Raw genomic sequence first — 21,726 nt, 5'->3', positions numbered from 1 at the left:
CGAGAGGCGGTGGAAGAGGCCGCGTGCAGCGGACTTTACTCTGCCGCCCGCCCGGTCGATCATCGCGCCATCGCAGGAGAAACCAGATGCAAGACGCCGCCCGCCCCGATCTCGAAACCCGTATCGCGCAAGGCCGCGGGGACGCGCCCGCCGATCTGGTGCTGAAAGGCGGCGAGGTCTGGTGCATGGTCACCGGGGCGCGCATTCCGGGCGATGTGGCGATTTGCGGAGGAATGATCGTGGGGATCGGCGCGGAATACACGGGACAGCGCGAGATCGACGTCTCGGGCGCGGTGCTCGTGCCGGGCTTCATCGACACGCATCTGCATATCGAAAGCTCCTGCGTGACCCCGGCCGAGTTCGACCGCTGCGTCACCCCGCGCGGCATCACCACCGCGATCTGCGATCCCCATGAAATCGCGAATGTCACCGGCGCCGCCGGCATCCGCTATTTCCAGAAGGCCGCCGAGACGACGCTGATGGATCTGCGGGTGAATCTGTCCTCCTGCGTGCCCTCGACCGAGATGGAGACCTCGGGCGCCGAGCTGGACGCCGAGGCGCTCCGCAAGCTTGCCGATCATCCATCCGGCATCGGGCTGGCCGAGTTCATGAATTATCCCGGCGTCATCCATCGCGACCCCGGCTGCATGGAGAAGCTGCGCGGCTTCGAGGGCCGCCATATCGACGGACACGCGCCGCTTCTGTCCGGGCGAGACCTGAACGCCTATATCGCCGCCGGCATCCGCACCGAGCACGAGGCGACCACAGCAGAAGAAGCGATGGAGAAACTGCAAAAGGGCATGCGGGTGCTCATTCGCGAGGGCTCGGTCTCCAAGGATCTCGACGCGCTTGCCCCGGTTCTGACGCCGCTGACCGCGCCCTATATCTGCCTCTGCACCGATGACCGGAACCCGCTCGACATTGCCGAGGAAGGCCATATCGACGACATGATCCGCCGCCTGATTGCGCATGGCTGCGATAAGCTGGCGGTATATCGCGCGGCGTCCCTTTCGGCGGCGGAAGCCTTCGGCCTGAAGGATCGCGGCCAGATCGCTCCGGGCAAGCGGGCCGATATCGTCGTGCTGGACGACATGGAAAACTGCGCCATACGCAAGGTCATCTGCAACGGGATCGAGGCCTTGCCTGCGGCGTTCCGCGACCGCGCCTCGCCGCCCCCTGCCGGGCTGGGGTCGGTCCATCTGCCGGCATTGTCGCCAGAGAGTTTCCGCCTTCATGGACAGGAAGAAACCCCGGTCATCGGCATACAACCGGGCCGCATCATCACCGACCATCTGCGAGAGGACATCACGCCCGAAAACGGCGATCTGCGCCCCGACCCGGCGCGAGATCTCGCGCGGATCAGCATCGTCGAACGCCATGGCCGCAACGGCAATATCGCCAACGGCCTGGTGCGCGGCTTCGGGATGAAACACGGCGCCATCGGCTCGACCATCTGTCATGACCACCATAACGTCGCGCTTGTCGGGATGGATTATGCCGACATGGTCTGCGCGGCCGAACGGCTCGGGCGGATGGGTGGCGGCTTCGTCGTGACCCGCGACGGCGCGGTGCTGGCGGAGCTTCCGCTGGAAATCGCCGGGCTGATGAGCCGCGCCAGCTTCGAACAGGTCCATGCCGCTCTCAGCGATCTGCGCGCCGCGGCCTCGTCGCTCGGCATCACCCTGCCCGAGCCGTTCCTGCAACTCGCCTTTCTCGCCCTGCCCGTGATCCCGCATCTCAAGATCACCGATCGCGGCATGGTCGACGTGGATCGCTTCTGCCTGATCTGACAGCTTGCGGCGCGCAGCGCTCTCAGCCACGCTGGCCGGACGAACAGGCAGAAAGGAACCGTCATGAGGCTGATCGTCCCGGATATGAGCTGCGGCCATTGCAAGGCCACCATCGAAGAAGCCGTGCGCGCGGCAGGCGGCACGGCGGATGTCGATCTCGACGCCAGGTCCGTCACCATCGCCGGGCTCGACACACCCCGCGCCGCCGAGGTGATTCGCGAGGCCGGGTTCTCTCCGCAGGCCGGCTGACACAAGATCTTGCGGCAGGTGCCGCCGCGGACCCGACCCCTTCACGCAAGCTTGGATTGAGCGTGTGCGCGGTTCTTGTTAACCTTTTCTTCATGGGAACGCGGCGGAGATCGCTGCACCAAACAAGCCGACAAGGCATTCAGGCAGACCCGAGGAGACAGAGATGAACCGCATTCTTATCGCCGCCGCGGCGGTCGTGTTGACCACGCCCATGGCCATGGCCGGCCCCATCGACAGCGCCTGCGTGCGCTCGGAACGCGGCGCACGACAGGCGGCGCTGTGCGGCTGCGTGCAGCAGGTGGCCGACCAGACCCTGTCGCGCTCGGACCAGCGTCGCGCCGCGCGCTTCTTCCGCGACCCGCATCAGGCGCAGGTGGTGCGCATGTCGAAAAGCGACCGCGACAACGCCTTCTGGGCCCGCTACAAGCGCTTTGCCGGTGCCGCCGAGGCCTATTGCCGCTGAGATGCGCATCGTCGTCCTGACGGGCGCGGGGATCTCGGCGGAAAGCGGGCTGCGCACCTTTCGCGCCGAAGACGGGCTGTGGGAGGAGCACCGGCTCGAAGATGTGGCCACGCCCGAGGCCTACGCCCGCGATCCCGCCCTCGTCCATCGCTTCTACAACGCCCGCCGCGCGGCGGCGGCGCATGCGCAACCCAATGCCGCGCATGAAGCGCTTGCCGCGCTGGCGGAACGGCACGATCTCACACTCGTCACCCAGAATGTCGACGATCTGCACGAACGCGGCGGCGCGCGGCACGTCATCCACATGCACGGCCAGGTGAACCGCGCGCTCTGCGCCGCCTGCGGCCATCGCTGGGATGCCCCGGCCGAGATGGACAGCGCCACCGAATGCCCCGCCTGCGGCAGCGCCGCCGCACGTCCCGACATCGTCTGGTTCGGCGAGATGCCCTACCACATGGACGAGATCTGGGCAGCATTGGAACGCGCCGATCTCTTTGCCGCGATCGGCACATCCGGTCAGGTCTATCCCGCTGCCGGATTCGTGCAGCATGCGCGGCGCAGCGGCGCGCATTGCGTCGAGCTGAACCTCGACCGCTCGGCGGTCAGCCGCGAATTCCACGAACATCTCATCGGCCCGGCAACCCGGATCGTGCCGGACTGGGCGGCCGGGCTCTAGGCGTTGTCGCCGTCGATCCCCGTCACCTCGATCAGGTGATCCATCGCGAAGGCCGGATCGGTGCAGCCCGCATCGCCGACCATCTGCGCCGGCACCCCGGCGACGGTCTTGCAGGGCGGCACGTCCGACAACACGACCGAACCCGCCGCGATCCGGCTGCACCGGCCCACGCTGATATTGCCCAGCACTTTCGCGCCCGCCCCGATCAGCACACCATTGCCGATCTTGGGATGCCGGTCGCCATCGGCCTTGCCGGTCCCGCCGAGGGTGACCGAATGCAGCATCGAGACATTATCCCCGACCACGGCGGTCTCGCCGATGACGATGGAATGGGCATGATCCATCATCACCCCCTGCCCGACCCGCGCCGCCGGATGAATATCGACGCCGAATGCCTCGGAACAGCGCATCTGGACGAAATAGGCCATGTCGCGCCGGCCCTCGGTCCAGAGCCAATGCCCGATCCGGTAAGCCTGCAACGCCTGAAATCCCTTGAAAAAGAGCAAGGGCTGGATCATCCGATGTGTCGCCGGGTCGCGCTCATAGACCGCGCGCAGATCCGCCTCGGCGGCCGAGACCAGCTCGGGCCGCTGTGCATAGGCGGCATCGGCGATCTCGCGCAGAAGCTGCTCGGACATCTCGCCCGAGTTCAGCTTCAGCGCGAAGCGATAGGCCAGCGCGGATTGCAGATTGTCGTGATGCAGCAGCCCGCCATGAACCAGAGCACCCAGCAGTGGCTCACCGGCGATGGCGTCCCGCGCCTCGGCACAGATCTGCGCCCACATCGCCACGCCGGAAAGCGGCGTGGCCTGGGCGGGGTTCGGCTGCGGCGTTGCGGCACGGTTCATGGCGGTCTCCTTTTGACGGAGAAACTAGCCTAAAGCGAGGCCGGGCGAAACCCGTCCGGCGCTGTCATCGCGGCAGCGTCAGCTCCAGCCAATGCGCGGCGATCCGCAACCTGCCGCCGGCAAACGCGCCACCGACGGCGGTCAGCAGAACCGGGCGGGGCTGCCAATAGGTCACCGGCTGCGACAGCATCCCGCGCGCCCAGCTTCCCTCGGCTGTGCCCAGCCCCGAGCCGAAGCGATCCAGCGAACCGTCGCTGCCCATCTTCCAGCTTGTCAGCGTGCCGCTGATCGCCTCGGTCACCCGCGCCGTCACCCCGATCACCATCGCTGCATGCGGCAGGATCAGATCGGTCGTGACCTCCGCCCCGGCGGTGATCTCGCATTCGGTTTCGGCGCAGCGCGCAACAAGGGCCGAGCCGAACCCGCCCAGTGTCATGGCCCCGACGACCCAGCCCCTGCCGTCATGGATCGCAAGAGCGCCCTGATCGGCAATGAAGGCGCGCATTCCCGGCTGTGGCGTGACAAAGACCCAGCCGCCATTCACCGCGATCGCGATCCGACCCGACTGGCCCGCCCAATCCCCGTCGGCAGCCTCGGGCACGCCAAAACAGGCGGCCTCGGCCACGGCTGCGGGCGGCTGCGGGCGCGACAGGCTCTGCAGCACCAGATTCACCATCCCGTCCAGCCGCGCCAGCGACTCGTTCACGGTCACATGTTTCTGTGCCTGCCCTTGCTGCAACAGCGGCAGAGCGAGGCGCGAGGTGGTTTGTTCGGTCATCAGAAGCTCCTGCTGAGGAATGGGCCGGGCCCGTATTGATCGGAAATCTGCGCGACATGGACGGTCAGCCCGCCCTGTCCCGCCGCTGCCGCCAGCGCGCCGGCCAGATCGAAACGCGGCGCGCTGCATTCGAATTCGTGACGCGTTCCGCCCGCTTCGACGCGCAGCAGATAGTGCTCCCGCGTCTCGGCAAGCGGCACCTCGCGCAGATCCCAGCGATCGGCCAGATCGCGCGTCCGCCGGATCCAGCTCAGCCGGTTGCCGTCCAGCCGAAGATGGCAGGGCGCATAAGGCCGCAGCCCCGCCCCCCCGGTGCGGGTCCGGCGCTCCCGATAGCTCGGATCGTTGACCGGCCGCACCGCCGGACCGATGCGCCAATAACGCGTCTGTCCCAGTGCCGAAGGGTCCAGCCGCAGCGGCCGCACCGCCTCATCCAGCAGCACCACAAGAGATCCGGCAAGCCAGGCATCGGGCATCATAGCCTCGCTGCCGAACTGTCCGCGCAGCCGCTCTTGCAGGGACCAGAGCCGACCGCTCGCGCCCTCGACCGGCGCGCCGCGCGCGAACTGGAAGATCTCCCATCGATCCGCGCTGCCATCCCCGATCGCGGCCAGATTGGCCCCGCCGAGCAGAGCGTGCATCGGCACCGGCGCAAGCCCTCCCGATGCGAACCGCACAAGCAGCTCCGGCCCGCGATCCAGAAGACCGGGCGCAGCGCGGCGCAGCGCCGTCTCGGTCCGCCCGATCATCGCGCCCTCGCTCAGCGCGGTGTTCAGGCTGAAGCCGCCATCGGCACGGTCCGAGCCGAAAACCGACACCGACCCCGGCCAGGGCCGCGCGGCGACGGCGATGCGCGGCGCATGCGGCGCGTCGCTTCCGCGCGTCATCGGCAGATCCATGATGACCGGCCAGACCGGCATCGGCGGGTCATAGCGCGCCACCTCCAGCCCGCCTTCGTGATGATCGGCCGGGCGATAGACCCCCGGCTCTGTCAGCACCGCATCGACAGTGATCGCCCCGGCCCGCTCGACACGGTCGATGCGCCAGCGTCGCGGCGCGGCATCGCCCTTGCGGGTCAGCGCCACCACATCGCCCGGCCCGAGATCCCCGCGTGAGGGCGGCAGCGCAAAGCGGATACGGTCCCGCGCCAGCCGCGATTCCGCCAGCCAGCGTTCGGCCATGCCGCGCGCCTCGGAAACGGTCAGCAGCAGAGGCAGCTCGCTGTCCGAAACGCTTGGCGCGGCCTCTTCGGGCAGCCCCGCCTCGACGACCGAGGCCGCATAGCCCTCGCCCACCGCCAGATGGGTCAACCGCACCCGGCCCGCCAGCTCGGCCTCTGCGGCGCGCGTCGTGTCATGCACCCCCCCGGCCATCGCGGCCAGCCCATCTTCCTGCAGCGCCACGGTGACGCGCCCATCGCGCATCACGAAGCGCAGCACCCCGTCGCGTTCCACCGCATCGAACCCGTAGGCCAGCATCAGCGGCTGAAGGCTCGCGCGGGGCGTTTCGACCGACTGCGCCACATAGCCGCGCACCAGCCCGGACAGCCCGCTCACGTCGATATCGTCCAGCCCGCCCGCATGGCACAGATCGGCCACGACCGAGCGCAGAGGCACCGCGCCTGCCCGCCCGTTCAGCCAGTGCCCGCGATCCCATGCCGGCCCGTCGGACCACAGATCGGTGCGCCCCGGAAAGGCCGGATAGGGCCGCGCATCCCAGCACCACAGATGCGCCCGCGACATGTCCACCATCGGCCCGCCATAGGCGCCCTTCGGATTATTCGCCGGATCGCCCCAATACCGCGTCATCGCGCCGATATAGGCCGCCTGCACCACATCGTCGCGCCGCCCGGTCGAATAATGCGGCAGCCGCGATTCCGAGCTATGCGCGTCAAGAAACTTGTTCGGCTGGTTGGCGCCCTTGTCCAGCGCTGCGCAGCCCATCTCGGTGAACCAGATCGGCTTCGAGCGCGGCACCCAGGCGGTCGGGACCTCCATCCGCGCGCCGCCGATCCGCTCGTGATGCGGACGGCTCCACCAGTTTGCCAGATCCTTGTAGCGCCAGACCCAGGGCTCATCATGCGCGCCATCGGTGATCGGCGTGCGGATCTGCGCGTCGCGATGGGCGGGATCGGCGTAATACCAATCATAGCCCTCGCCACCTGCCACCTGCGATTCAAGATAGCCGGGCGCGTCGATCCGGCCCCAATGCGCGTCGGCGTGATCCTCGCCCTCGCGCCAGTCCGACAGCGGCATGTAATTGTCGATGCCGATGAAATCGATGTTTTCGTCAGCCCAGAGCGGGTCCAGGTGGTAATAGGCCTCACCGCCGCCGGGGTGATAGCCGAAATATTCCGACCAGTCGGCGGCGTAGCTCAGCTTGACCCCGGCCCCGAGGATCGCCCGCACATCCGCCGCCAGCCGCCGCAGCTCCTCGACGGCAACGAAGTGATCTCCCGGCCCGCGCAGCTGCGTCAGCCCGCGCATCTCCGAGCCGATCAGGAACGCATCCACGCCGCCAGCCATCGCGCAGAGATGAGCGTAATGAAGGATGAAGCGGCGATATGACCATTCCTCCGGCCCGTCATAATGGATCGCGTCCCCCTCGATGCGGAAATCCCCCGGCTTTGCCGCGCCGAAGAACCGCCGCACCGCCGCGCTGTTCTCGGCGCTGCCATCGGGCGAGCCCGCGCGCCCCGGCGCGATCTCGGCGGTGATCCGGCCCCGCCACGGCATGACCGGCTGATCCCCGGCCCCCGTCCACGGATCGGGGCGGCCATTCCCCTCCATCTGCTCCATCAGGATGAAGGGATAGAACACCGCCTTGCGCCCGCTGACCGAAATCGCGCGCAATGCCTCGATCACCGATGCATCGGCAGGCGTGCCGCCATAGATCGGTCGCCCGTCGCGGCGCGCCACCGTCTCGGCCCGATCCCGGCCGATCCCGCCCGCGCGCCATGCCATCTCGGCCCCGTCATGCGCGGTGCTCTCGACCTTGGGACGCAGCGCACAGGAACCGACGCGCAGATCATCCCCGAACCACGATACCACCACCGAGACCGACCCGACATTCGGCAGTTCACGTCCGAGAATATCCATCGACGCGGTGAAATCCGTCGCTGCCAGGGGCGTCGCGCTGTTGGCCGCCCGCGCCTCGCCGAGGCCCAGATCATAGCGCACCGGAGTGGTCGCCAGCGCATACTCGCCCGTCCCCGGTATCAACGCCACCGCCTGCACCCGGTCGGACAGCCCGCCGCCAGAGCGCGCCGGGCAGGTCACCTCGAAACTCAGCTGCGGCAGCCGGTTCCCCCAGGGTTCCAGCTCCATCTCCTCGATCACCACATAGGCGGTGCCACGATAGGCCGGGGCGTCCGCGCCCTCATGCGCGGCGATGACCGGATCGGGAAGCTGGTCGTCGCCGCCGGTATAGACCCGTAGGTTCAGATCGCCGGGGGCGATCTCGCGCCCATCGGCCCAGACGCGCCCGACGCCGAGGATCGGCCCTTCGCACAGCGCCAGCGCAAGGCTCAGCCGATAGCCGATCCGGCGCATCTCGGGACCGTTGCCCTTGCCGCCGCCCTCGCGTGACGAAACCTCGCTCAGCGGCGCGGCCCAGATGACATGGCCCGGCATCCGCATCTGCCCCCAGATGCGCGGCACGGCGACGCCTTCGCCGGTGGTCTGAAGCCGCAGCCGGTCGATGCGCCCGGTCTCGACGGCCTGCGCGCCCGCGCCCAGCAGGCGCTGATCGATCACGCGGCCCAGCGTTGCGCCGGCCGCCCGGCCGATCACCGCGCCGCCAAGCCCCAGAACACTGCCGCCGAAGCCCGAGCCGATCGCCGCGCCGGCGGCGGATAGCAGGATGGTCGCCATAGGTTTCTCCTCTCAGTCGGGAAAGCGGAATCGCGCCGCGATCCGCTGCCGCCACGGCGCCGAAAGCGGGCTTTCGACAACGCCGTGACGCTCATAGGCATGGATGAAGGCCGGGGCCGCCCCGATGGCGGATACCAGCCCCAGATGTTTCGCCGCCGCATCGCGCCGCATACGGAACAGAATCACTTGCCCGATCCGGTCACGCGGCTCCGGCTCGGCGAGAAAATGCCGCGCCGCCGCCTCGTGCAGCGGCTCGCCGGGATCGTATTCGCCCCAATCCGGCGTGTAGGCGGGCGGGATCTCGGCCTCGATCCCGTATAGCTCTCGCCAGACCCCGCGGATCAGCCCAAGACAATCCGTCCCCGCCCCGCGCATCGCCGCGCCGTGGCGATAGGGCGTGCCAAGCCACGCGCGCGCGATGCGCAGGATCTCGGCCTCACGACCCGGCATGGATCGGCGCCGTGTCGAGATCGTCGAAACCGCGCTTGCGGCGCGGTTGCGGAGCGTCGGGCGCCATCAGCCAATCCTCGCGCGGCAGATGCGGAAAGCCGCGGAAATTCAGCAGATTGCCGAATTTCGCCCGGCAGGTCCCGGCGGATTTGTCGCAGCCCGCAATCAGCCTCACCCGGTCGCCCGGCTCGGGCTGGATGCCCGGTGCGGCCCACAGCTCGATCTCGCGCCGCCCGCCCGGCAGGGCGCGGTCATTCTTGACCTGCCCCCGCAGCCCTTTCGCGGCGCCATCCAGCATCACCGCTGCGCCGCGTTCGAACCAGCGGTCGAGATGCAGGCCAAGCCCCTCGACCACCAGCCGTGCAGCAGCCACCTCTGCGACCCGCGCCTCGGCGCTCAGCCCGGGGCGGGTCAGATCGACCTTGCAGCACGCATCCCCCAATGCCGCACTGCACCGCGGATGAAACACCCGCCCCACCGGCTGATTCAACGCCTCGGACAGCCCGCGCAGCTCGGCCCGGAACGCGCCGCCCGCGCGGCTCACCTCGCCCAGATGGCCGCGAAACACCAGCCTGTGCTGCGCCGGATCGGTCCAGTCCACCTCCCATTGCCGAAGCTCGGCCCCGTCCCAGCGCCCGGCCATCAGATCCGCCTCGGATATGGCCGCATCGCTCAACGCGCCGATTGCCTCGCTGTTATCCACCGACAGACCGGCACCCTGGACCACGGCCTGCGCGGTCAGCCCGGCCTCGGGGCGAAAGCCTATCCCGGCAAAGTGCAACGCCCGGTCGTGATCGGTGAACCCCAGCACCAGCCCATCCGCGCGAGAGATCGCCCAGGCCCGCGCGATGGTCGTCGTCCGGCTGTCGGCGCTCATAGCCGCACCTCGATCACCGGAACCTGAGGCATGTCTCCGGCCTGAAACGAGGCAACCGACACCGCGATCCGGTCCGTATCGAACCGCACCGGCACGTCGAACTCGAATCCTGCCGTGACCTCGGCACCGGGCGGGGGCGGCAGCGCAAAGCGCACCTGTCCCGTCGCCGTATCGACCGTGTAGTCGACCCCTTCCCGCTGCCTCTCGCCCCCGATCCCCAGGCGCACCGAGCCTTCGACCGGCTTCAGCACCGGACGCAGATAGGCCGCCGGGCCCGAGGCATAGCGCTTGACCAGCTGAAACCTCGTCTCGCTGCCATCGCCGTGCCCCAGCGACTGGTCGCGGAAACCCGGCACGGCGCTCGGCGCGCAGCTCTTGTAATCCGCCCAGTCCTTCCAGCGGAACCCGTGCATCTGCCCGCCGCGCGCCTCGAAAAACGCGATCAGCGCCTCGATATCGTCCAGCGAACGCAGCCCCAGCCCGGCATCGTAATGCCGCCGCGAATGCGCCCAGGGGCTGTTGCGCTCTTCATGGCCGTTGCTGAGCGCAACGATATCGGTGCGCCGCTCGGGCCCGCCAACCGAGCCAAAGGAAAGATTGGCCGGAAATCGGATCTCATGGAACATGGCTTGCCTCACAGATTGCGTTGGCCGCGCGCCAGCAGCCGGCCCATCTGGGCGGCGATCTGGCCCTGGCTGCGGGCGAAACCCGCAACATCCGGCGTGTTGACGGTGATGCTGACATTGACCGGCCGGCCCTGTCCGCCTGAGGCCGCAACCCCAAGCCGCCCATCCGCACCGCGGCTTAGAGGCATGATCGCCTCGGGCCCGGCCTCGCCCATCAGCCCGGTGCCGCCGCGCATCGGGAACCGGGTCGGCGCCGAAACGACGCCCCCCTTGGCAAAGGCCGTCACCCGGCCCTGCGCAAACGCGGCGCCATCGGCGAAGGGCACCACTTCGGAAACGACGTTGTTCACACCGCTCGCCAGCGCCCCTGCCACCGCATCGCGCACCGGGCGCGTGGCAATGGAATAGGCCGTGTCGGCCATGCTGCGCGCGATGCCCTTCAGCGCATCGCTCAGCTTCATGCCGTCCAGCACCAGCCCATCGAAACTGCGCCGCAGCCCCGAGCCGATGCCGCTGGCAAAGCTGTCCACCTCACGCCCGGTCAGCCACATCGTCTTCTGCATCCGGCCAAGCTCTGCCGTGAGGCCCGAGGCCATATCCGCCGATTTCTCCATCTGCTGGCCCAGCGTCGCCCCGCCCGGCTCCAGCCCGTTCCTGTCCGTCATCGTCGTTCTCCTTGATCGGATTGCCATCCGGCCAGAGCCGCGCCAGCGCCTCCAGCCGGGTGCGGCTCATCGGAGCCGTGCCGGGATCGACACCCAGCATCAGCGCCAGCTCGGCCGGGGTCAGCGCCCAGAACTGCTCCGGCGTCAGCCGCAGACCGGCCAGCCCGGCCCGCATCAGCCCGGGCCAGTCCATGCCGCTCATCCGGGCACCGCAAAGGCCCGCGCCAAAAGCTGCGCGGCCGCCTGCGCCGCACCGATCGGCCCGCCCGCCACATCGGCGGCCAGCAACGCCGCGCGGTCCCCGGTCCAGCCACCGCCGCGCAGACCGGCCACGACCACCGCGATCACATCGGCAGCCGAGAACCGGCCCGCCTCGAACCGCGCCGCCAGATCGACCATCGCGCCAGTGTCCAGCTCGGCCTCCAGCTCGGCCAGCGCGCCCAGCGTGAGCCGCGCCCGATGAGCCACGCCGTCCAGCGTGATCTCAACCTCTCCGCGCCAGGGATTCGCCATCACAGCGCCACGAAGCTCAGCGCCCCGGCACTGGCCAGCGCGATCTCATAGCTCGCCTCGCCGTTATGGCTTCCGGCATATTCCAGCGCGGTGATCTGGAACGGGCCTTCCACGATACCGAAATCGGGGATGATGACCTGACAGCGCGTCACCTCTGCGTCGAAGAACACCTGCCGCGCGCGCCCGTCGCTCGCCGCATCGCGGAACACGCCCGAGCCCGAGACCGAGGCCGAGCGCACCCCGGCCCCGCCCAGCAATTCGCGCCAGCGCCCCTCGCTTTCCAGGCTGGTGACATCCACCGTCTCGGCGTTGAAGCCGATGCGGGTGGCGCGCAGACCGGCGACGGTCTCGAATTCGCCCGCCCCGGTCATATCCATCTTGATCAGCAGATCGCGTCCGTTTTGAACCGCCATGTCCTTCTCCTCAGGCCAGATCCATCAGCGACCGGAAGGTCAGATCGACCCGCCGTTCGGCGCCGTTTTCCACCCGCTTGGCGCGGGCACGCAGAAACCACAGACCGGCGAGATGGCCGGTCGCGGTTGCAAGCGCGGCACCTTCCAGCGCCGCGCTGACCGCCACGGCGGCCTCTTTCACGGCGCGGAACCCTGCGCCCTCATCGCTCCCGGCCAGCACCGAGACCACGAAATCATGTCGCGACACCGCCCCGCCGCTATCCGAAAGATCGGTCACCTCCTCGGGCCCGAGCGAGACGTAGACCCCGCCCGGCGCCGCGATGGGCAGCGCATCGAAGACCGCATCGCCGACATGCGCGGCAACGCCCGGATCGCGGCGCAGGCAGTCATAGACGGCGCCCTGCAACGCCGCCGAAGCGCGATAGCTCATGCTCACTCCTCCTGTGCCGTGATTCGCAGATGGCGGCCGGCTTCGTCCGCCTCGGCCACTGCCTCGATGTGAAACAGCCGCCTGCCCATGCGCAGACGCTGGCCGGGCAGCGGGCGGCGCGGATCGCCTGCGGGATGCGCGCGCAGCGTGATCGCCCAGCGCAGCACGCTTTCCGCGCCAGCCTCGGCTGCGCGCAATCGCCCGGCACCGCTTTTCATCGCCGCATGAACCACGCCCAGAGCCCGCCAGGCGACGCGATACCCGCCCATTCCGTCCGGCTGACGCTGCTTTTCCTCCAGCACCAGCGGCACGTTCAGCCGCGCGGCGCTCATCGCGCGCCCCGTCCGGCCAGAACACGCACCGCCCGCCAGCGCTCGATCAAAGCCGCGACTCCCAGCGGCAAAGCCTGCCGCGCGCTCTCATCGCTGCGATCCTCGTAATAGCGCGCCGCAAGCATCATCACCGCCTGCGCCAGATCCGCCGGAACGCCGTCCCATAGATCCGCGAAGCCGGCGCTGAAGCGGATCACCACGCGCCCGCCACGCGGCACCGCGGGCAGAGCCGCGCCACGCGGGCGGATCAGCGGGCGCATCATGTCCTCGACCAGCCGCCAGCCCTGCACCGGCAGATCCCGCGCCTGACCGTCCGCCGTCTCGATAGAAAGCCCCGTCACCGCGCTGACCGGCGCCAGCGGAAGCGCCTGCCCGGACGCGTCTCGCCAGTCTTCCAGCACCATCCGGTAATCGCGGCGCAGCAGCACCTTGCCGGTGCGGCCCTCGACGGCACGCATCGCCGCGCGCAGAAACCCGGCCAGTGCCCGGTCTTCCTCTGATGTCTCCGGCAGCTCGAAACCGGATCCGAGCCGCAGATGCGCCCGCAATCCGGCCACCGGCAGCGCCGCATCCGCCGGTGTTGTCTCTTCGACAAGTATCATCCCGAACCTCCCGTCCGAGCCGGCCCGAAAGGCCGGTTGTTCCAAGGGAAAGAAGCCGCGCCGGCACGCCGCCCGAGGGCGTGCGCGGACAGTTGCTGTGCCGGCTCGACCGGCGCCCGGCGCGGCCCTCGGCAACCCGATCGGGATCAGGCGCCGAACTTCAGGACCTTCAGGGCGCGGCCATCGACCAGCCCGCCGCCGACACGCTTGGTGGCGTAGAACAGCACATGCGGCTTGGCCGAGAACGGATCGCGCAGCACCCGCAGCTCGGGACGCTCGGCGATGGTATAAGCGGCCCGGAAGTCGCCGAACAGCAGCGCAGGCGCATCGGCGGCGATCTCGGGCATCTCCTCGCAGGTCATCACCGGATAGCCCAGCAGCCGCGCCGGCTCGCCCGCCGCCAGGCTGTCGGCCCAGATGAAGCGGCCGTCCCCATCCCTCAGCTTGCGCAGCGCGGCCGCGGTTTTCGAGCTCATGACGAAGCTCGAATTGGCGCGATGCGCGGCGGGCAGCGCATAGACCAGGTCGATCAGCGTCTCGGCACCCTTGCCTTCCGCGAACCCGCCCGACACGCCGGTCTTCATCGCGCCGATCGTGTCGATCGCGCCAACGCCCGTCTCATCGAAGGCGCCGCTCAGCAGCCCCGTAGGCTTGTCCAGACCGTCGCCATGAAGGAAGGCATGGGTCTCGGCGCGCGCGAATTTCTCGGCGATGCGCCCGGCAAGCCAGGCCTCGATATCAAAGGCGGCATCATCCAGAAGACGCTGGCTTGCCTTCGGCATGGCCGAAAGTTCATGCAGCGAGATCGAAACCCGCTCGACGCCCGACGCCGAGCTTTCGATCGTGTCGGACTCGCTCGCCCAGCCCGTCGCCAGATCGTCACGATCGACCAGCACGTCATAGCTCGCCGCCTCGATGCTCACCACATTGCAAAGGCCGCGCAGCGAGACCGATCCGGACAGCGCAGCCTGCACGGTCTCTGCCATCTGAGGCGCAGCGAGGAAGCCGCCATCGCTGGTCGTGTTCATCGCTTTTTCCTCGACCGCCAGCCCGCGCAGCCCGGCATCGTCGCCACGGCGCAGATAGGCGTTGAACGCCTTCTGATGCGGAACCTCCGGAGCGACCTCAGTCGAAAGCGGGCTGCGCGCGCGGAAGGCGGTCTTGCGGTCTAACATGCTCATGCGGTGATCCTGTGCGTCCAGTTTCTTCTCGATATTTTGGCGAAAGCCCTTGAGTTCCTCGACGAAACCCAAAAGCGCATCCTTCATCTCGCCGGGCGCGCCTTGCGCCCCGGTCGTGACCTCTGTCATCAGCCTCTCCTTGATGATGATCGGGCCCGTGGCCCGTTTGTGCGGGCAATGCGCGCGGCACCGCCCGAACCCCTGTCGCGCCGCGCCTGCCTCAGCCGCGCAGCGCCTCCGTCGCGGCAATCAGCGCCGCGGCGATATCCTCGGTCCGCTCGCCCTTCGCGCCCAGCTTGGCTTCGGGCAGCATCGGGAAGGTCACCAGCGAGACCTCCCACAGCTCGACCTCGCGCAGCACCCGGCGGCCGCGCCCGTCCTTCTCGGCACGGATGGTGCGGTAGCCAATCGACAGCCCGTCGATGGCACCCGCCCCGATCAGCGTCGCGGCCTCCTGCGCCAGCGTCACGCCCTCCAGCAGGCGGCCGCGCACGAACAGCCCCGTCGCATCCTCGCGGACCTCTTCCCAGACGCCGATGGGCCGGGCCGGATCGTGCTGCCACAGCATCCGCACCTTGTCGCCCCGTGCCGCCAGCTTCGCCAGCGAGGCAGCAAAGGCGCCGGGCGCGACGATATCCCCGCCCTGATCAGGCAGGCCGAACCGGCTGGCATAGCCCTCGATCACCGCGCCATCGCGCAGCGCGGGCCGCCCACCGGCGAATTTCAGTTCCAGACAGCTCTCCAAATCACCCTCCATTCGATGCAAATTCGATCAGAGACTGCACGGCCTGGGTCAGGATCACGGCCACCACGCCGTAAACCGTCATCCACAGCCGCTTCTCCAGCCCCGAGATCAGCGCCTCGATCCGCTCCAGCCGCTTTTCCACGGCCCCGAATTGCAGCGCCATGACCCGCTCCTGCGCCTCGAAGCGCAGATGATGCGGATCGAGACTTTCGACAAAGCGCGATCCCTCCATCTCAGCCCTCCACCGGCGGCAGACCCAACAAGGCCCGCTTTTCCGGATCGCTCAGGAAAGACACCTCGCCGATCCGCCGCCATTGCTGGTCGCGCTCTTCGGCCAGCGCCGGGATCTGATCCGGATCGGGCCGTAGATCGACCTCGGCCCCCAGATGCTCGGACAGGAACCACGCGACCGAGGCCGCCACGCGGCTGACCAGCGGCAGCACCGTCAGCCGGTAAAACGCCCGATGCGCCTCGGCGTAATTGGCATAGGTCGCATCCCCCGGTATCCCGATCAGCATCGGCGGCACCCCAAAGGCCTGCGCGATCTCGCGCGCCGCCGCCTGCTTGGTCTGGTGAAACTCCATATCCGAGGGCGAGAACCCCATCGGCTTCCAGTCCAGCCCGCCCTCCAGCAGCATCGGCCGGCCGGCATTGCGCGCGCCCTGATGATGGGTCTCCATCTCGACGGTCAGCCGCTCATATTGTTCTGCCGACAGGTTCCCCTGCCCGTCCGGCCCCTTATAGACGATCGCGCCCGAGGGCCTTGCCGCATTGTCCAGCAGCGCCTTCGACCAGGCCGAGGCGCTGTTATGCACATCCACGGCCACCGCCGCCGCCTGTAACGGAGACAGCCCGTAATGGTCGTCGCAGGGGTGGAAACTGCGGATATGGCAGACCGGATCGGGGCTGCCGGTCATGTCGAAGCGATGCTTGCGACCGCCCACCGCATAGTCGAACGCCACCGGCCAGCCATCCGCCCCGGGCACCACGCTCATCCGGTCGGATCGCAGTACATGCAGCTCTGCCGGAAGCCCCTCGCCCGTGCCGACAGCCTCCAGATAGCCGTTGCCGCTCAGCAGGATCTGCCCGAACAGCGCCTCGAACAGCTCGGCCCTTCCCTGCGCCGGATTGGGCCGCCGCAGCAGCTCCAGCACCGGATGGGTGTCATAGCGCCGCTCGGCATCCTGGCAGATCAGCGGCACGGCAGCGGCGGCCTCGGCGATCAGCCGCACCGCACGGAACCCGACCGGATTGCCGATGAACCCGCCCCGGGTCAGCGTGCCGGTATCGCGCGCCGACCAGACCACGCGCCCCGCCGCCGCCACCGAGGCCACCCGCCCCGCCGCACTCGCCTTTTTCTCGATCACCGGCGCGGCCTCTGCCTGCCGGGAAAACAAACGAAACGCCATGCCTCGCCTCCGTGTCGCTCCATGAAAAAGGGCCGCCCCAACCGGACGGCCCCTCACTCCTCATCGCCCGATCAAAGCGACCGGCCGTCTTTCTTCTTCACGCAAATACCCAAACTCCAAACCCAGCCCCGACGAACCCAGCCCGGAATCAAGGGCACAGCCCGCCGTGCCAGCGACCGACCGCCCGTCATGTCATTGACATGCAAAGCATGATGGGCGGACGCTTCTTCTCCGGTCCGTGCCGAACACCCGTTCAGTGGGGATGCCCGATAAAGCGCCCTGAATCACCGCCAGCAGCGTCCCCCCGCGGTCTTCCGCCGACCCTCTGCCACGCTCACAGGCTCCGCATCATCGGCCGCCGATACCCCGCCGCCGGCTCGATCATCAGCGCGTGCACCGCCCAGACCATCGCATCCAGCCGGTCGGGCGAGCCCTTCCCCTCATAGCCGCGCAGGCTCATCCGGCACATCTGATCCTCCAGCGCCCCCAGCGACGGCCCGCGCAGATGCTTCACCCGGCCCTGCTCATACAAAGCCGCCACCGGCTCGGCCCGCAGCGCCTTGCCGCGCCCGGCCCGCAAACCCCGGAACGGCACCAGCGGATCGACCTGGCGCAGCACGCTCTCGATCAGATCGCCGCCCTGATTGACCTCGGCCACCAGCCGCTCGGCCTTGTGCCGGTCCATCGCCGCGATCGCCGCCCGCGCCCAGTCCAGCGGGCTGCCCCGGACCGAGCCATCCTCGATCACATAGGCCCGCCAGGTCTCCGGCGCACCCTGCGCCGCCACCCCGGCGACCACGATCCCGCATTCATCCGAGGCCGCCCCCGAGGACACCGCCGGATCCAGTGCCACCACCACCCGGTCCAGCTTCGGCAGCCGGTCCACCCGGCACGCCTCGACCATTGCCGTCGTCCACAGCGCCCCCTCGACATCCTCCAGCAGCACGCCCTCCAGCTCCTGCCGACCCATCCGCGTGCCGCCATAGCGCGCCTCGACCTCGGCCAGAAAGCTCTCGGCCAGATAGGCCCGGTTTGCATCGGTCGGCGCATGGGTCGTCACCGTCGAGGCGCTGCGCAGGATCCGCTTCAGCACCTCGACATTCTTCGGCGTCGTCGTCACCACCTGCTGCGGATGCGCGCCGAGCCGCAGCGCGAATTGCAGCATGTCCCAGCTGTCCTCGGCCTTCTTCCACTTGGCCAGCTCATCGACCCAGGCCGCGTCGAATTGCGGACCCCGCAGCGCCTCGGGTTCATGGGCCGAGAACGCCGTCGCCACCGCCCCGTTCGGCCAGACCAGCCGCCGCCGCGACGCCTCCCAGACCGGCCGCCGGTCGGGCGGCGAGCAGGCAAGGATGCCGCTGTCGCCGAACACCATCACCTCGCGGACCTGATCGAACGTCTCGCCGACCAGCGCGACCCGGGCGCACTCGCCGGGCGCCTCGGGCACCGCGCCCTCGACCTTGCGGCGCACCCATTCGGCCCCGGCGCGGGTCTTGCCCGCACCGCGCCCGCCCATGATCACCCAGCTTTTCCAGTCGCCCTCGGGCGGCAGCTGATGCGGCAGGGCCCAGAACTCGAACAGCCAGGGCAGGCTGGCCAGCGCATTGTCGCTGAGGCCGCCCAGAAACGCATCAACCTCCTCCGGCGCGGCGGAGGCAAGCCAGGCGGCGCCCGATTTCATCCCGTGCCGCGTCGAGGTCGAACACACCGTCCCCGACGGCTCCGGCAGCTTCCTTGCGTAGTTTTTCAACCTTGTTCCTTTCCTCGAGCATCAGCTGCGTGGCCGAGCGAAGCTCGCGGGCGAGTTTCACCGCGTCCTTCACCTCGCCGGTCTCCCCGTCCCGCAGACGCTGCTGCAACCGGGTCAGATCCTCCGCGCAACCGCGAAACAACTGCCCCGCGATCTCGATGTCCTCCATGGCCGATTGGGGCCGGAACGGCCCCTCTGGCTGTTCCGTCCCCGGATCGAAATTCACTGTCATCCAACATGCCCCGCCTCGTGATCTGTCCGCACGAGCCAAGAAACGAAAAAACCGCCAAAGGTCAGCGACCCGGCGGCTTGCCCATTTCTCCCAGCATGTGAAATTTCTACCCCAGAGCGTTCGCCAAGTCAATTTCGCAATCAGCGGATGCGAGCGTTAACCCGTTTTCAATCAACGATAAAAGGCCGTAAACGCGCGCAACACCCCACGCCCGGAGCCGCGCAACACCCCCCGGAATTGCGCGCAATATCGGCGCGAATCGCCGTTGCGACCGCCCCCCAGTCCCAGCCGGCGCGACATCGTCTCCGATCCCGCCTCCGCAACACGGTTCCCTCAGATCAGAGCTTGCGTTAACCATGCCCGGAACGAGAATGATCGCATCGCAGGAGAGTTTAATGCCGGGCATGGTTTCGCCGCGCAGGATCGGTTTATCCGGGGCATCCAAGTGAAGAAGCCCGCCGAGTCGGTCGCCATCGTACGGCGCAAGACATCCGATGTGCCGCGGCGCTTGCGTAGCGTGCTGGCGCTCGACGATTTCGAGACACGGGCGCGGCGGCATCTGCCGCGCGCGATGTTCGGCTATGTCAGCGGCGGATCGGAAACCGATGCCAGCCTGCGCAACAACCGCGCCGCCTTCCAGGAGATCGGGTTTCAACCCCGGATCATGCGGGATGTCTCGGGCCGCAGCATCGCGACGCGGCTGTTCGGTGAGGATCAGGCCCTGCCCTTCGCCATCGCGCCGATGGGGTTCAGCGCCGTGGTGGCCTATGACGGCGACGTGGCTCTGGCCCGCGCAGCGCGCGAATCGGACGGCTTCGCGATCTGCTCAGCCGCCTCGCTCACCCCCCTCGAACGGGTCGCGCAGGAAGGCGGCAGCCGCTGGTTCCAGGCTTATGTCCCCGGCGACGAGCACCGGATCGGGGCGCTTCTGGAACGGGTCGCGGCGGCGGGTTTCTATCATCTGGTCGTCACCGGCGACGTTCCCGTGGCCAGCAACCGCGAACATAACGCCCGCAACGGGTTCGACGCACCGTTCCGCCTGACGCCGCAACTGATCTGGCAGGGCGCGACCCATCCGCGCTGGACGCTCGGCACGCTCGGCCGCGAGATGATGGCGCGCGGCATGCCGCATTTCGAGAACATGGAATCGGTTCAGGGACCGCCCCTGTTCTCGCGCGATCTGACCCGCTCGACCATCGCCCGAGACCGGCTCAGCTGGGATCATCTGCGCTTTATCCGGCGCAACTGGACGGGGCGGCTGATCCTCAAGGGCGTGCTGCATCCCGACGATGCGCGGCAGGCCCGCGACTGCGGCTGCGAGGCGATCATCCTGTCCAATCACGGCGGCCGCCAGCTTGACGGCTCGGTCGCGCCGATCACGGCACTGCCCGAGATACGCGCGGCAGTGCCTGACCTGACCGTGATCCTCGACAGCGGCATCAGGCGCGGCACCGATGTGCTGAAGGCGTTCATGCGCGGCGCCGATTTTACTCTTGTCGGACGGCCCTTCCTCTATGCCGCCGCCACGGATGGCGAGGCCGGCGTGCGCCACGCGATCCGGCTTCTGGCCGAAGAGGTCGATCGGGACATGGCGCTGCTGGGGATCAACGCGCTGGAAGAGCTTCGCGACATGGGCGGCGCCGCCTAGCGCCGTCCCCGCAACACGCGGCACAGCACGTCGCCGCAGGTGAAACTAAACCCGCAGGCCGGGCGTAACATTCCTGACATCCCATTCAGGAGCACGCCATGCAGATCGTCATCCTCTATATCTCGACCCTGGTCATCTTTCTCGCCATCGACGTGGTCGGGATCAGCAACATCATCCGCCCGGTCTTCGAGCGCCATGTCGGAGATCTGCTGGCCGATCCGTTCCGCATGGTGCCGGCGGCGGCGTTCTATGCCGCCTATATCGTCGGCGTGCTGTATTTCGTCTCGGTCCCGGCGCTGGCCGAGGATCGGCCCGGCAAGGCGTTGCTGGCGGGGGCGCTGATCGGGCTGATGTGCTATGGCACCTATGAATTCACCAACTATGCCACGCTGCGCGACTGGTCGATGCAACAGGTCGTCACCGACACGCTCTGGGGCGGGTTCCTGACCGGGCTTTCGGCCTGGGCGGGGGTGATGGTGACGCGGTGGTTCACGTGAAGGCGCTGCTCATCGGAGACACCGGCGGGATCGGCACGGCCATCGCCGAAACGCTGCGCGCCGAGGGCGCCGATGTGACCGGGCTGTCGCGCCGCGACGGGCTGGAGCTGACCGATCAGGACAGCGTCGCGCGGGCCGCCGAAAAGCTTGGCGATTCACGGTTCGACCTGATCTTCAACGCCACCGGGGCGCTGGTGATCGACGGCCACCAGCCGGAAAAGACCATCCGCGCCATCGACGCCGAGGCAATGGCGGCGCAGTTCCGGTTGAACGCCATCGGGGTGGCGCTGCTGCTGCGCTATTTCTCGCCGCTCCTGGCGGAGGAAGGGCGCGCCGTCTTTGCCTCGCTCTCGGCGCGGGTCGGTTCGATCGGGGATAACGGCTTTGGCGGATGGATCAGCTATCGCGCGGCCAAGGCGGCGCAGAACCAGATCATCCGCACCGCCGCGATCGAGATCGCCCGCAAGAACAAACAGCGCATCGTCGTGGCACTTCATCCCGGCACCGTCGAGACGCCGCTGACCCGCGACTATGCCGACCGCCATCCGACCATCACCCCTGCCAGATCCGCCGAGGCGCTTCTTGGGGTGATTGCGGGGCTCACCCACAAAGATAACGGCACGTTCTGGGACTGGAAGGGCCAGCCTGTCGAATGGTAGGCGCCGTCGTGCCGCGCCGCG

The 21,726-nt window shown here is 68.5% G+C and carries 26 protein-coding genes; 7 read left to right on the top strand and 19 right to left on the bottom strand.

Going from position 1 to position 21,726, the window contains the following annotated elements; translation table 11 throughout:
- The first annotated feature begins 86 nt into the window (after nt 1-86).
- The 4 genes from ade (at nt 87) to PAF18_RS03640 (ending at nt 3,178) form a co-directional block, all read left to right on the top strand.
- Nucleotides 87-1,790 carry an adenine deaminase gene (gene ade / locus PAF18_RS03655; RefSeq protein WP_271117277.1) on the top strand — a complete coding sequence of 568 codons (1,704 nt, stop codon included), beginning with the start codon at nt 87-89 and terminating at the stop codon, nt 1,788-1,790.
- A gap of 63 nt (nt 1,791-1,853) precedes the next feature.
- Nucleotides 1,854-2,039: a heavy-metal-associated domain-containing protein gene (locus tag PAF18_RS03650; RefSeq protein ID WP_271117276.1), complete on the top strand. Its 186-nt coding sequence runs from the start codon at nt 1,854-1,856 to the stop codon at nt 2,037-2,039.
- 163 nt (nt 2,040-2,202) lie between these two features.
- Nucleotides 2,203-2,502, top strand: coding sequence for a hypothetical protein (locus PAF18_RS03645; protein ID WP_271117275.1), 300 nt, complete (start codon nt 2,203-2,205; stop codon nt 2,500-2,502).
- Nucleotide 2,503: 1 nt separating this feature from the next.
- Nucleotides 2,504-3,178 (top strand): NAD-dependent deacylase, encoded by a 675-nt coding sequence (locus tag PAF18_RS03640; protein WP_271117274.1) that lies wholly within the window; start codon nt 2,504-2,506, stop codon nt 3,176-3,178.
- Here the strand turns inward: PAF18_RS03640 and cysE are convergent.
- The 19 genes from cysE to PAF18_RS03545 form a co-directional block, all read right to left on the bottom strand.
- The gene (gene cysE, locus PAF18_RS03635; RefSeq protein ID WP_271118047.1) at nt 3,175-3,963 is read right to left on the bottom strand and encodes a serine O-acetyltransferase; all 789 of its coding nucleotides are present in this window, start codon (nt 3,961-3,963) and stop codon (nt 3,175-3,177) included. The genes PAF18_RS03640 and cysE overlap by 4 nt on opposite strands.
- A 127-nt stretch (nt 3,964-4,090) precedes the next feature.
- Nucleotides 4,091-4,804 carry a DUF2793 domain-containing protein gene (locus tag PAF18_RS03630; RefSeq protein WP_271117273.1) on the bottom strand — a complete coding sequence of 238 codons (714 nt, stop codon included), beginning with the start codon at nt 4,802-4,804 and terminating at the stop codon, nt 4,091-4,093.
- Nucleotides 4,804-8,676 (bottom strand): baseplate multidomain protein megatron, encoded by a 3,873-nt coding sequence (locus PAF18_RS03625; RefSeq protein ID WP_271117272.1) that lies wholly within the window; start codon nt 8,674-8,676, stop codon nt 4,804-4,806. Before PAF18_RS03625 ends, PAF18_RS03630 begins: the two co-directional genes overlap by 1 nt.
- Nucleotides 8,677-8,688: 12 nt before the next feature.
- Nucleotides 8,689-9,126 carry an NlpC/P60 family protein gene (locus PAF18_RS03620; protein WP_271117271.1) on the bottom strand — a complete coding sequence of 146 codons (438 nt, stop codon included), beginning with the start codon at nt 9,124-9,126 and terminating at the stop codon, nt 8,689-8,691.
- Complete coding sequence (locus PAF18_RS03615) at nt 9,113-10,003, bottom strand: phage/gene transfer agent baseplate hub protein (protein ID WP_271117270.1); 891 nt, start codon at nt 10,001-10,003, stop codon at nt 9,113-9,115. The genes PAF18_RS03620 and PAF18_RS03615 overlap by 14 nt, the downstream gene beginning before the upstream one ends.
- Nucleotides 10,000-10,629 carry a DUF2460 domain-containing protein gene (locus PAF18_RS03610; protein ID WP_271117269.1) on the bottom strand — a complete coding sequence of 210 codons (630 nt, stop codon included), beginning with the start codon at nt 10,627-10,629 and terminating at the stop codon, nt 10,000-10,002. Before PAF18_RS03610 ends, PAF18_RS03615 begins: the two co-directional genes overlap by 4 nt.
- 8 nt (nt 10,630-10,637) lie before the next feature.
- Nucleotides 10,638-11,243 carry an RcGTA-type gene transfer agent tail tape measure protein gene (locus PAF18_RS03605; protein ID WP_271118046.1) on the bottom strand — a complete coding sequence of 202 codons (606 nt, stop codon included), beginning with the start codon at nt 11,241-11,243 and terminating at the stop codon, nt 10,638-10,640.
- A complete protein-coding gene (locus PAF18_RS17530; RefSeq protein ID WP_434802238.1) occupies nt 11,161-11,487 on the bottom strand; it encodes a rcc01693 family protein in 327 nt (108 codons plus the stop codon). The genes PAF18_RS03605 and PAF18_RS17530 overlap by 83 nt, the downstream gene beginning before the upstream one ends.
- A gap of 5 nt (nt 11,488-11,492) precedes the next feature.
- Nucleotides 11,493-11,807, bottom strand: a complete 315-nt coding sequence (locus PAF18_RS03595; protein ID WP_271117268.1) for a gene transfer agent family protein — start codon at nt 11,805-11,807, stop codon at nt 11,493-11,495.
- Entirely contained in the window at nt 11,807-12,220 is a 414-nt protein-coding gene (locus PAF18_RS03590; protein ID WP_271117267.1) for a phage major tail protein, TP901-1 family, read from the bottom strand. The genes PAF18_RS03595 and PAF18_RS03590 overlap by 1 nt, the downstream gene beginning before the upstream one ends.
- 10 nt (nt 12,221-12,230) lie before the next feature.
- Nucleotides 12,231-12,650 carry a DUF3168 domain-containing protein gene (locus tag PAF18_RS03585; protein WP_271117266.1) on the bottom strand — a complete coding sequence of 140 codons (420 nt, stop codon included), beginning with the start codon at nt 12,648-12,650 and terminating at the stop codon, nt 12,231-12,233.
- Nucleotides 12,651-12,652: 2 nt separating this feature from the next.
- Nucleotides 12,653-12,982 carry a head-tail adaptor protein gene (locus PAF18_RS03580; RefSeq protein ID WP_271117265.1) on the bottom strand — a complete coding sequence of 110 codons (330 nt, stop codon included), beginning with the start codon at nt 12,980-12,982 and terminating at the stop codon, nt 12,653-12,655.
- Nucleotides 12,979-13,584 carry a head-tail connector protein gene (locus PAF18_RS03575; protein ID WP_271117264.1) on the bottom strand — a complete coding sequence of 202 codons (606 nt, stop codon included), beginning with the start codon at nt 13,582-13,584 and terminating at the stop codon, nt 12,979-12,981. The genes PAF18_RS03580 and PAF18_RS03575 overlap by 4 nt, the downstream gene beginning before the upstream one ends.
- 146 nt (nt 13,585-13,730) lie before the next feature.
- A complete protein-coding gene (locus PAF18_RS03570) occupies nt 13,731-14,894 on the bottom strand; it encodes a phage major capsid protein (protein ID WP_271117263.1) in 1,164 nt (387 codons plus the stop codon).
- 91 nt (nt 14,895-14,985) lie between these two features.
- On the bottom strand, nt 14,986-15,522 hold the full coding sequence (locus PAF18_RS03565) for an HK97 family phage prohead protease (RefSeq protein WP_271117262.1): 537 nt from the start codon (nt 15,520-15,522) through the stop codon (nt 14,986-14,988).
- Entirely contained in the window at nt 15,512-15,742 is a 231-nt protein-coding gene (locus tag PAF18_RS03560) for a GTA head formation protein, RCAP_rcc01685 family (RefSeq protein WP_271117261.1), read from the bottom strand. Before PAF18_RS03560 ends, PAF18_RS03565 begins: the two co-directional genes overlap by 11 nt.
- Nucleotide 15,743: 1 nt before the next feature.
- A complete protein-coding gene (locus PAF18_RS03555; protein ID WP_271117260.1) occupies nt 15,744-16,919 on the bottom strand; it encodes a phage portal protein in 1,176 nt (391 codons plus the stop codon).
- A gap of 334 nt (nt 16,920-17,253) precedes the next feature.
- Nucleotides 17,254-18,600, bottom strand: a complete 1,347-nt coding sequence (locus PAF18_RS03550) for a DNA-packaging protein (protein ID WP_271117259.1) — start codon at nt 18,598-18,600, stop codon at nt 17,254-17,256.
- Nucleotides 18,551-18,838, bottom strand: a complete 288-nt coding sequence (locus PAF18_RS03545) for a permease (RefSeq protein ID WP_271117258.1) — start codon at nt 18,836-18,838, stop codon at nt 18,551-18,553. The genes PAF18_RS03550 and PAF18_RS03545 overlap by 50 nt, the downstream gene beginning before the upstream one ends.
- 508 nt (nt 18,839-19,346) lie before the next feature.
- On the opposite strand from PAF18_RS03545, the gene PAF18_RS03540 reads away from it, so the two are divergent.
- The 3 genes from PAF18_RS03540 to PAF18_RS03530 all read left to right on the top strand — a co-directional run bounded on the left by PAF18_RS03540 (nt 19,347) and on the right by PAF18_RS03530 (nt 21,705).
- The gene (locus PAF18_RS03540; protein WP_271117257.1) at nt 19,347-20,549 is read left to right on the top strand and encodes an alpha-hydroxy acid oxidase; all 1,203 of its coding nucleotides are present in this window, start codon (nt 19,347-19,349) and stop codon (nt 20,547-20,549) included.
- 98 nt (nt 20,550-20,647) lie between these two features.
- On the top strand, nt 20,648-21,046 hold the full coding sequence (locus tag PAF18_RS03535; protein WP_271117256.1) for a DUF2177 family protein: 399 nt from the start codon (nt 20,648-20,650) through the stop codon (nt 21,044-21,046).
- The gene (locus PAF18_RS03530) at nt 21,043-21,705 is read left to right on the top strand and encodes an SDR family NAD(P)-dependent oxidoreductase (protein WP_271117255.1); all 663 of its coding nucleotides are present in this window, start codon (nt 21,043-21,045) and stop codon (nt 21,703-21,705) included. The genes PAF18_RS03535 and PAF18_RS03530 overlap by 4 nt, the downstream gene beginning before the upstream one ends.
- Nucleotides 21,706-21,726: the final 21 nt, after the last annotated feature.

The sequence above is a fragment of the Paracoccus sediminicola genome (assembly GCF_027912835.1).
In the GTDB taxonomy this organism is placed as follows: domain Bacteria; phylum Pseudomonadota; class Alphaproteobacteria; order Rhodobacterales; family Rhodobacteraceae; genus Paracoccus; species Paracoccus sediminicola.
This window is presented reverse-complemented; position numbering and strand designations above follow the sequence as displayed.

Bases quoted from the DNA above. Each gene is read 5' to 3' on its own strand.
- PAF18_RS03590 (WP_271117267.1), bottom strand. From the start codon at position 12,220: ATGGCGGTTCAAAACGGACGCGATCTGCTGATCAAGATGGATATGACC.
- PAF18_RS03580 (WP_271117265.1), bottom strand. From the start codon at position 12,982: ATGAGCGCCGCGCGGCTGAACGTGCCGCTGGTGCTGGAGGAAAAGCAG.
- PAF18_RS03575 (WP_271117264.1), bottom strand. From the start codon at position 13,584: ATGATACTTGTCGAAGAGACAACACCGGCGGATGCGGCGCTGCCGGTG.
- PAF18_RS03620 (WP_271117271.1), bottom strand. From the start codon at position 9,126: ATGCCGGGTCGTGAGGCCGAGATCCTGCGCATCGCGCGCGCGTGGCTT.
- PAF18_RS03615 (WP_271117270.1), bottom strand. From the start codon at position 10,003: ATGAGCGCCGACAGCCGGACGACGACCATCGCGCGGGCCTGGGCGATC.
- PAF18_RS03605 (WP_271118046.1), bottom strand. From the start codon at position 11,243: ATGGAGAAATCGGCGGATATGGCCTCGGGCCTCACGGCAGAGCTTGGC.
- PAF18_RS03625 (WP_271117272.1), bottom strand. From the start codon at position 8,676: ATGGCGACCATCCTGCTATCCGCCGCCGGCGCGGCGATCGGCTCGGGC.
- PAF18_RS03585 (WP_271117266.1), bottom strand. From the start codon at position 12,650: ATGAGCTATCGCGCTTCGGCGGCGTTGCAGGGCGCCGTCTATGACTGC.
- PAF18_RS03545 (WP_271117258.1), bottom strand. From the start codon at position 18,838: ATGGAGGACATCGAGATCGCGGGGCAGTTGTTTCGCGGTTGCGCGGAG.
- PAF18_RS03555 (WP_271117260.1), bottom strand. From the start codon at position 16,919: ATGGCGTTTCGTTTGTTTTCCCGGCAGGCAGAGGCCGCGCCGGTGATC.
- PAF18_RS03595 (WP_271117268.1), bottom strand. From the start codon at position 11,807: ATGGCGAATCCCTGGCGCGGAGAGGTTGAGATCACGCTGGACGGCGTG.
- ade (WP_271117277.1), top strand. From the start codon at position 87: ATGCAAGACGCCGCCCGCCCCGATCTCGAAACCCGTATCGCGCAAGGC.
- cysE (WP_271118047.1), bottom strand. From the start codon at position 3,963: ATGTGGGCGCAGATCTGTGCCGAGGCGCGGGACGCCATCGCCGGTGAG.
- PAF18_RS03650 (WP_271117276.1), top strand. From the start codon at position 1,854: ATGAGGCTGATCGTCCCGGATATGAGCTGCGGCCATTGCAAGGCCACC.
- PAF18_RS03535 (WP_271117256.1), top strand. From the start codon at position 20,648: ATGCAGATCGTCATCCTCTATATCTCGACCCTGGTCATCTTTCTCGCC.
- PAF18_RS03610 (WP_271117269.1), bottom strand. From the start codon at position 10,629: ATGTTCCATGAGATCCGATTTCCGGCCAATCTTTCCTTTGGCTCGGTT.
- PAF18_RS03630 (WP_271117273.1), bottom strand. From the start codon at position 4,804: ATGACCGAACAAACCACCTCGCGCCTCGCTCTGCCGCTGTTGCAGCAA.
- PAF18_RS03640 (WP_271117274.1), top strand. From the start codon at position 2,504: ATGCGCATCGTCGTCCTGACGGGCGCGGGGATCTCGGCGGAAAGCGGG.
- PAF18_RS03570 (WP_271117263.1), bottom strand. From the start codon at position 14,894: ATGACAGAGGTCACGACCGGGGCGCAAGGCGCGCCCGGCGAGATGAAG.
- PAF18_RS03550 (WP_271117259.1), bottom strand. From the start codon at position 18,600: ATGAAATCGGGCGCCGCCTGGCTTGCCTCCGCCGCGCCGGAGGAGGTT.
- PAF18_RS03560 (WP_271117261.1), bottom strand. From the start codon at position 15,742: ATGGAGGGATCGCGCTTTGTCGAAAGTCTCGATCCGCATCATCTGCGC.
- PAF18_RS03565 (WP_271117262.1), bottom strand. From the start codon at position 15,522: ATGGAGGGTGATTTGGAGAGCTGTCTGGAACTGAAATTCGCCGGTGGG.
- PAF18_RS17530 (WP_434802238.1), bottom strand. From the start codon at position 11,487: ATGGACTGGCCCGGGCTGATGCGGGCCGGGCTGGCCGGTCTGCGGCTG.
- PAF18_RS03645 (WP_271117275.1), top strand. From the start codon at position 2,203: ATGAACCGCATTCTTATCGCCGCCGCGGCGGTCGTGTTGACCACGCCC.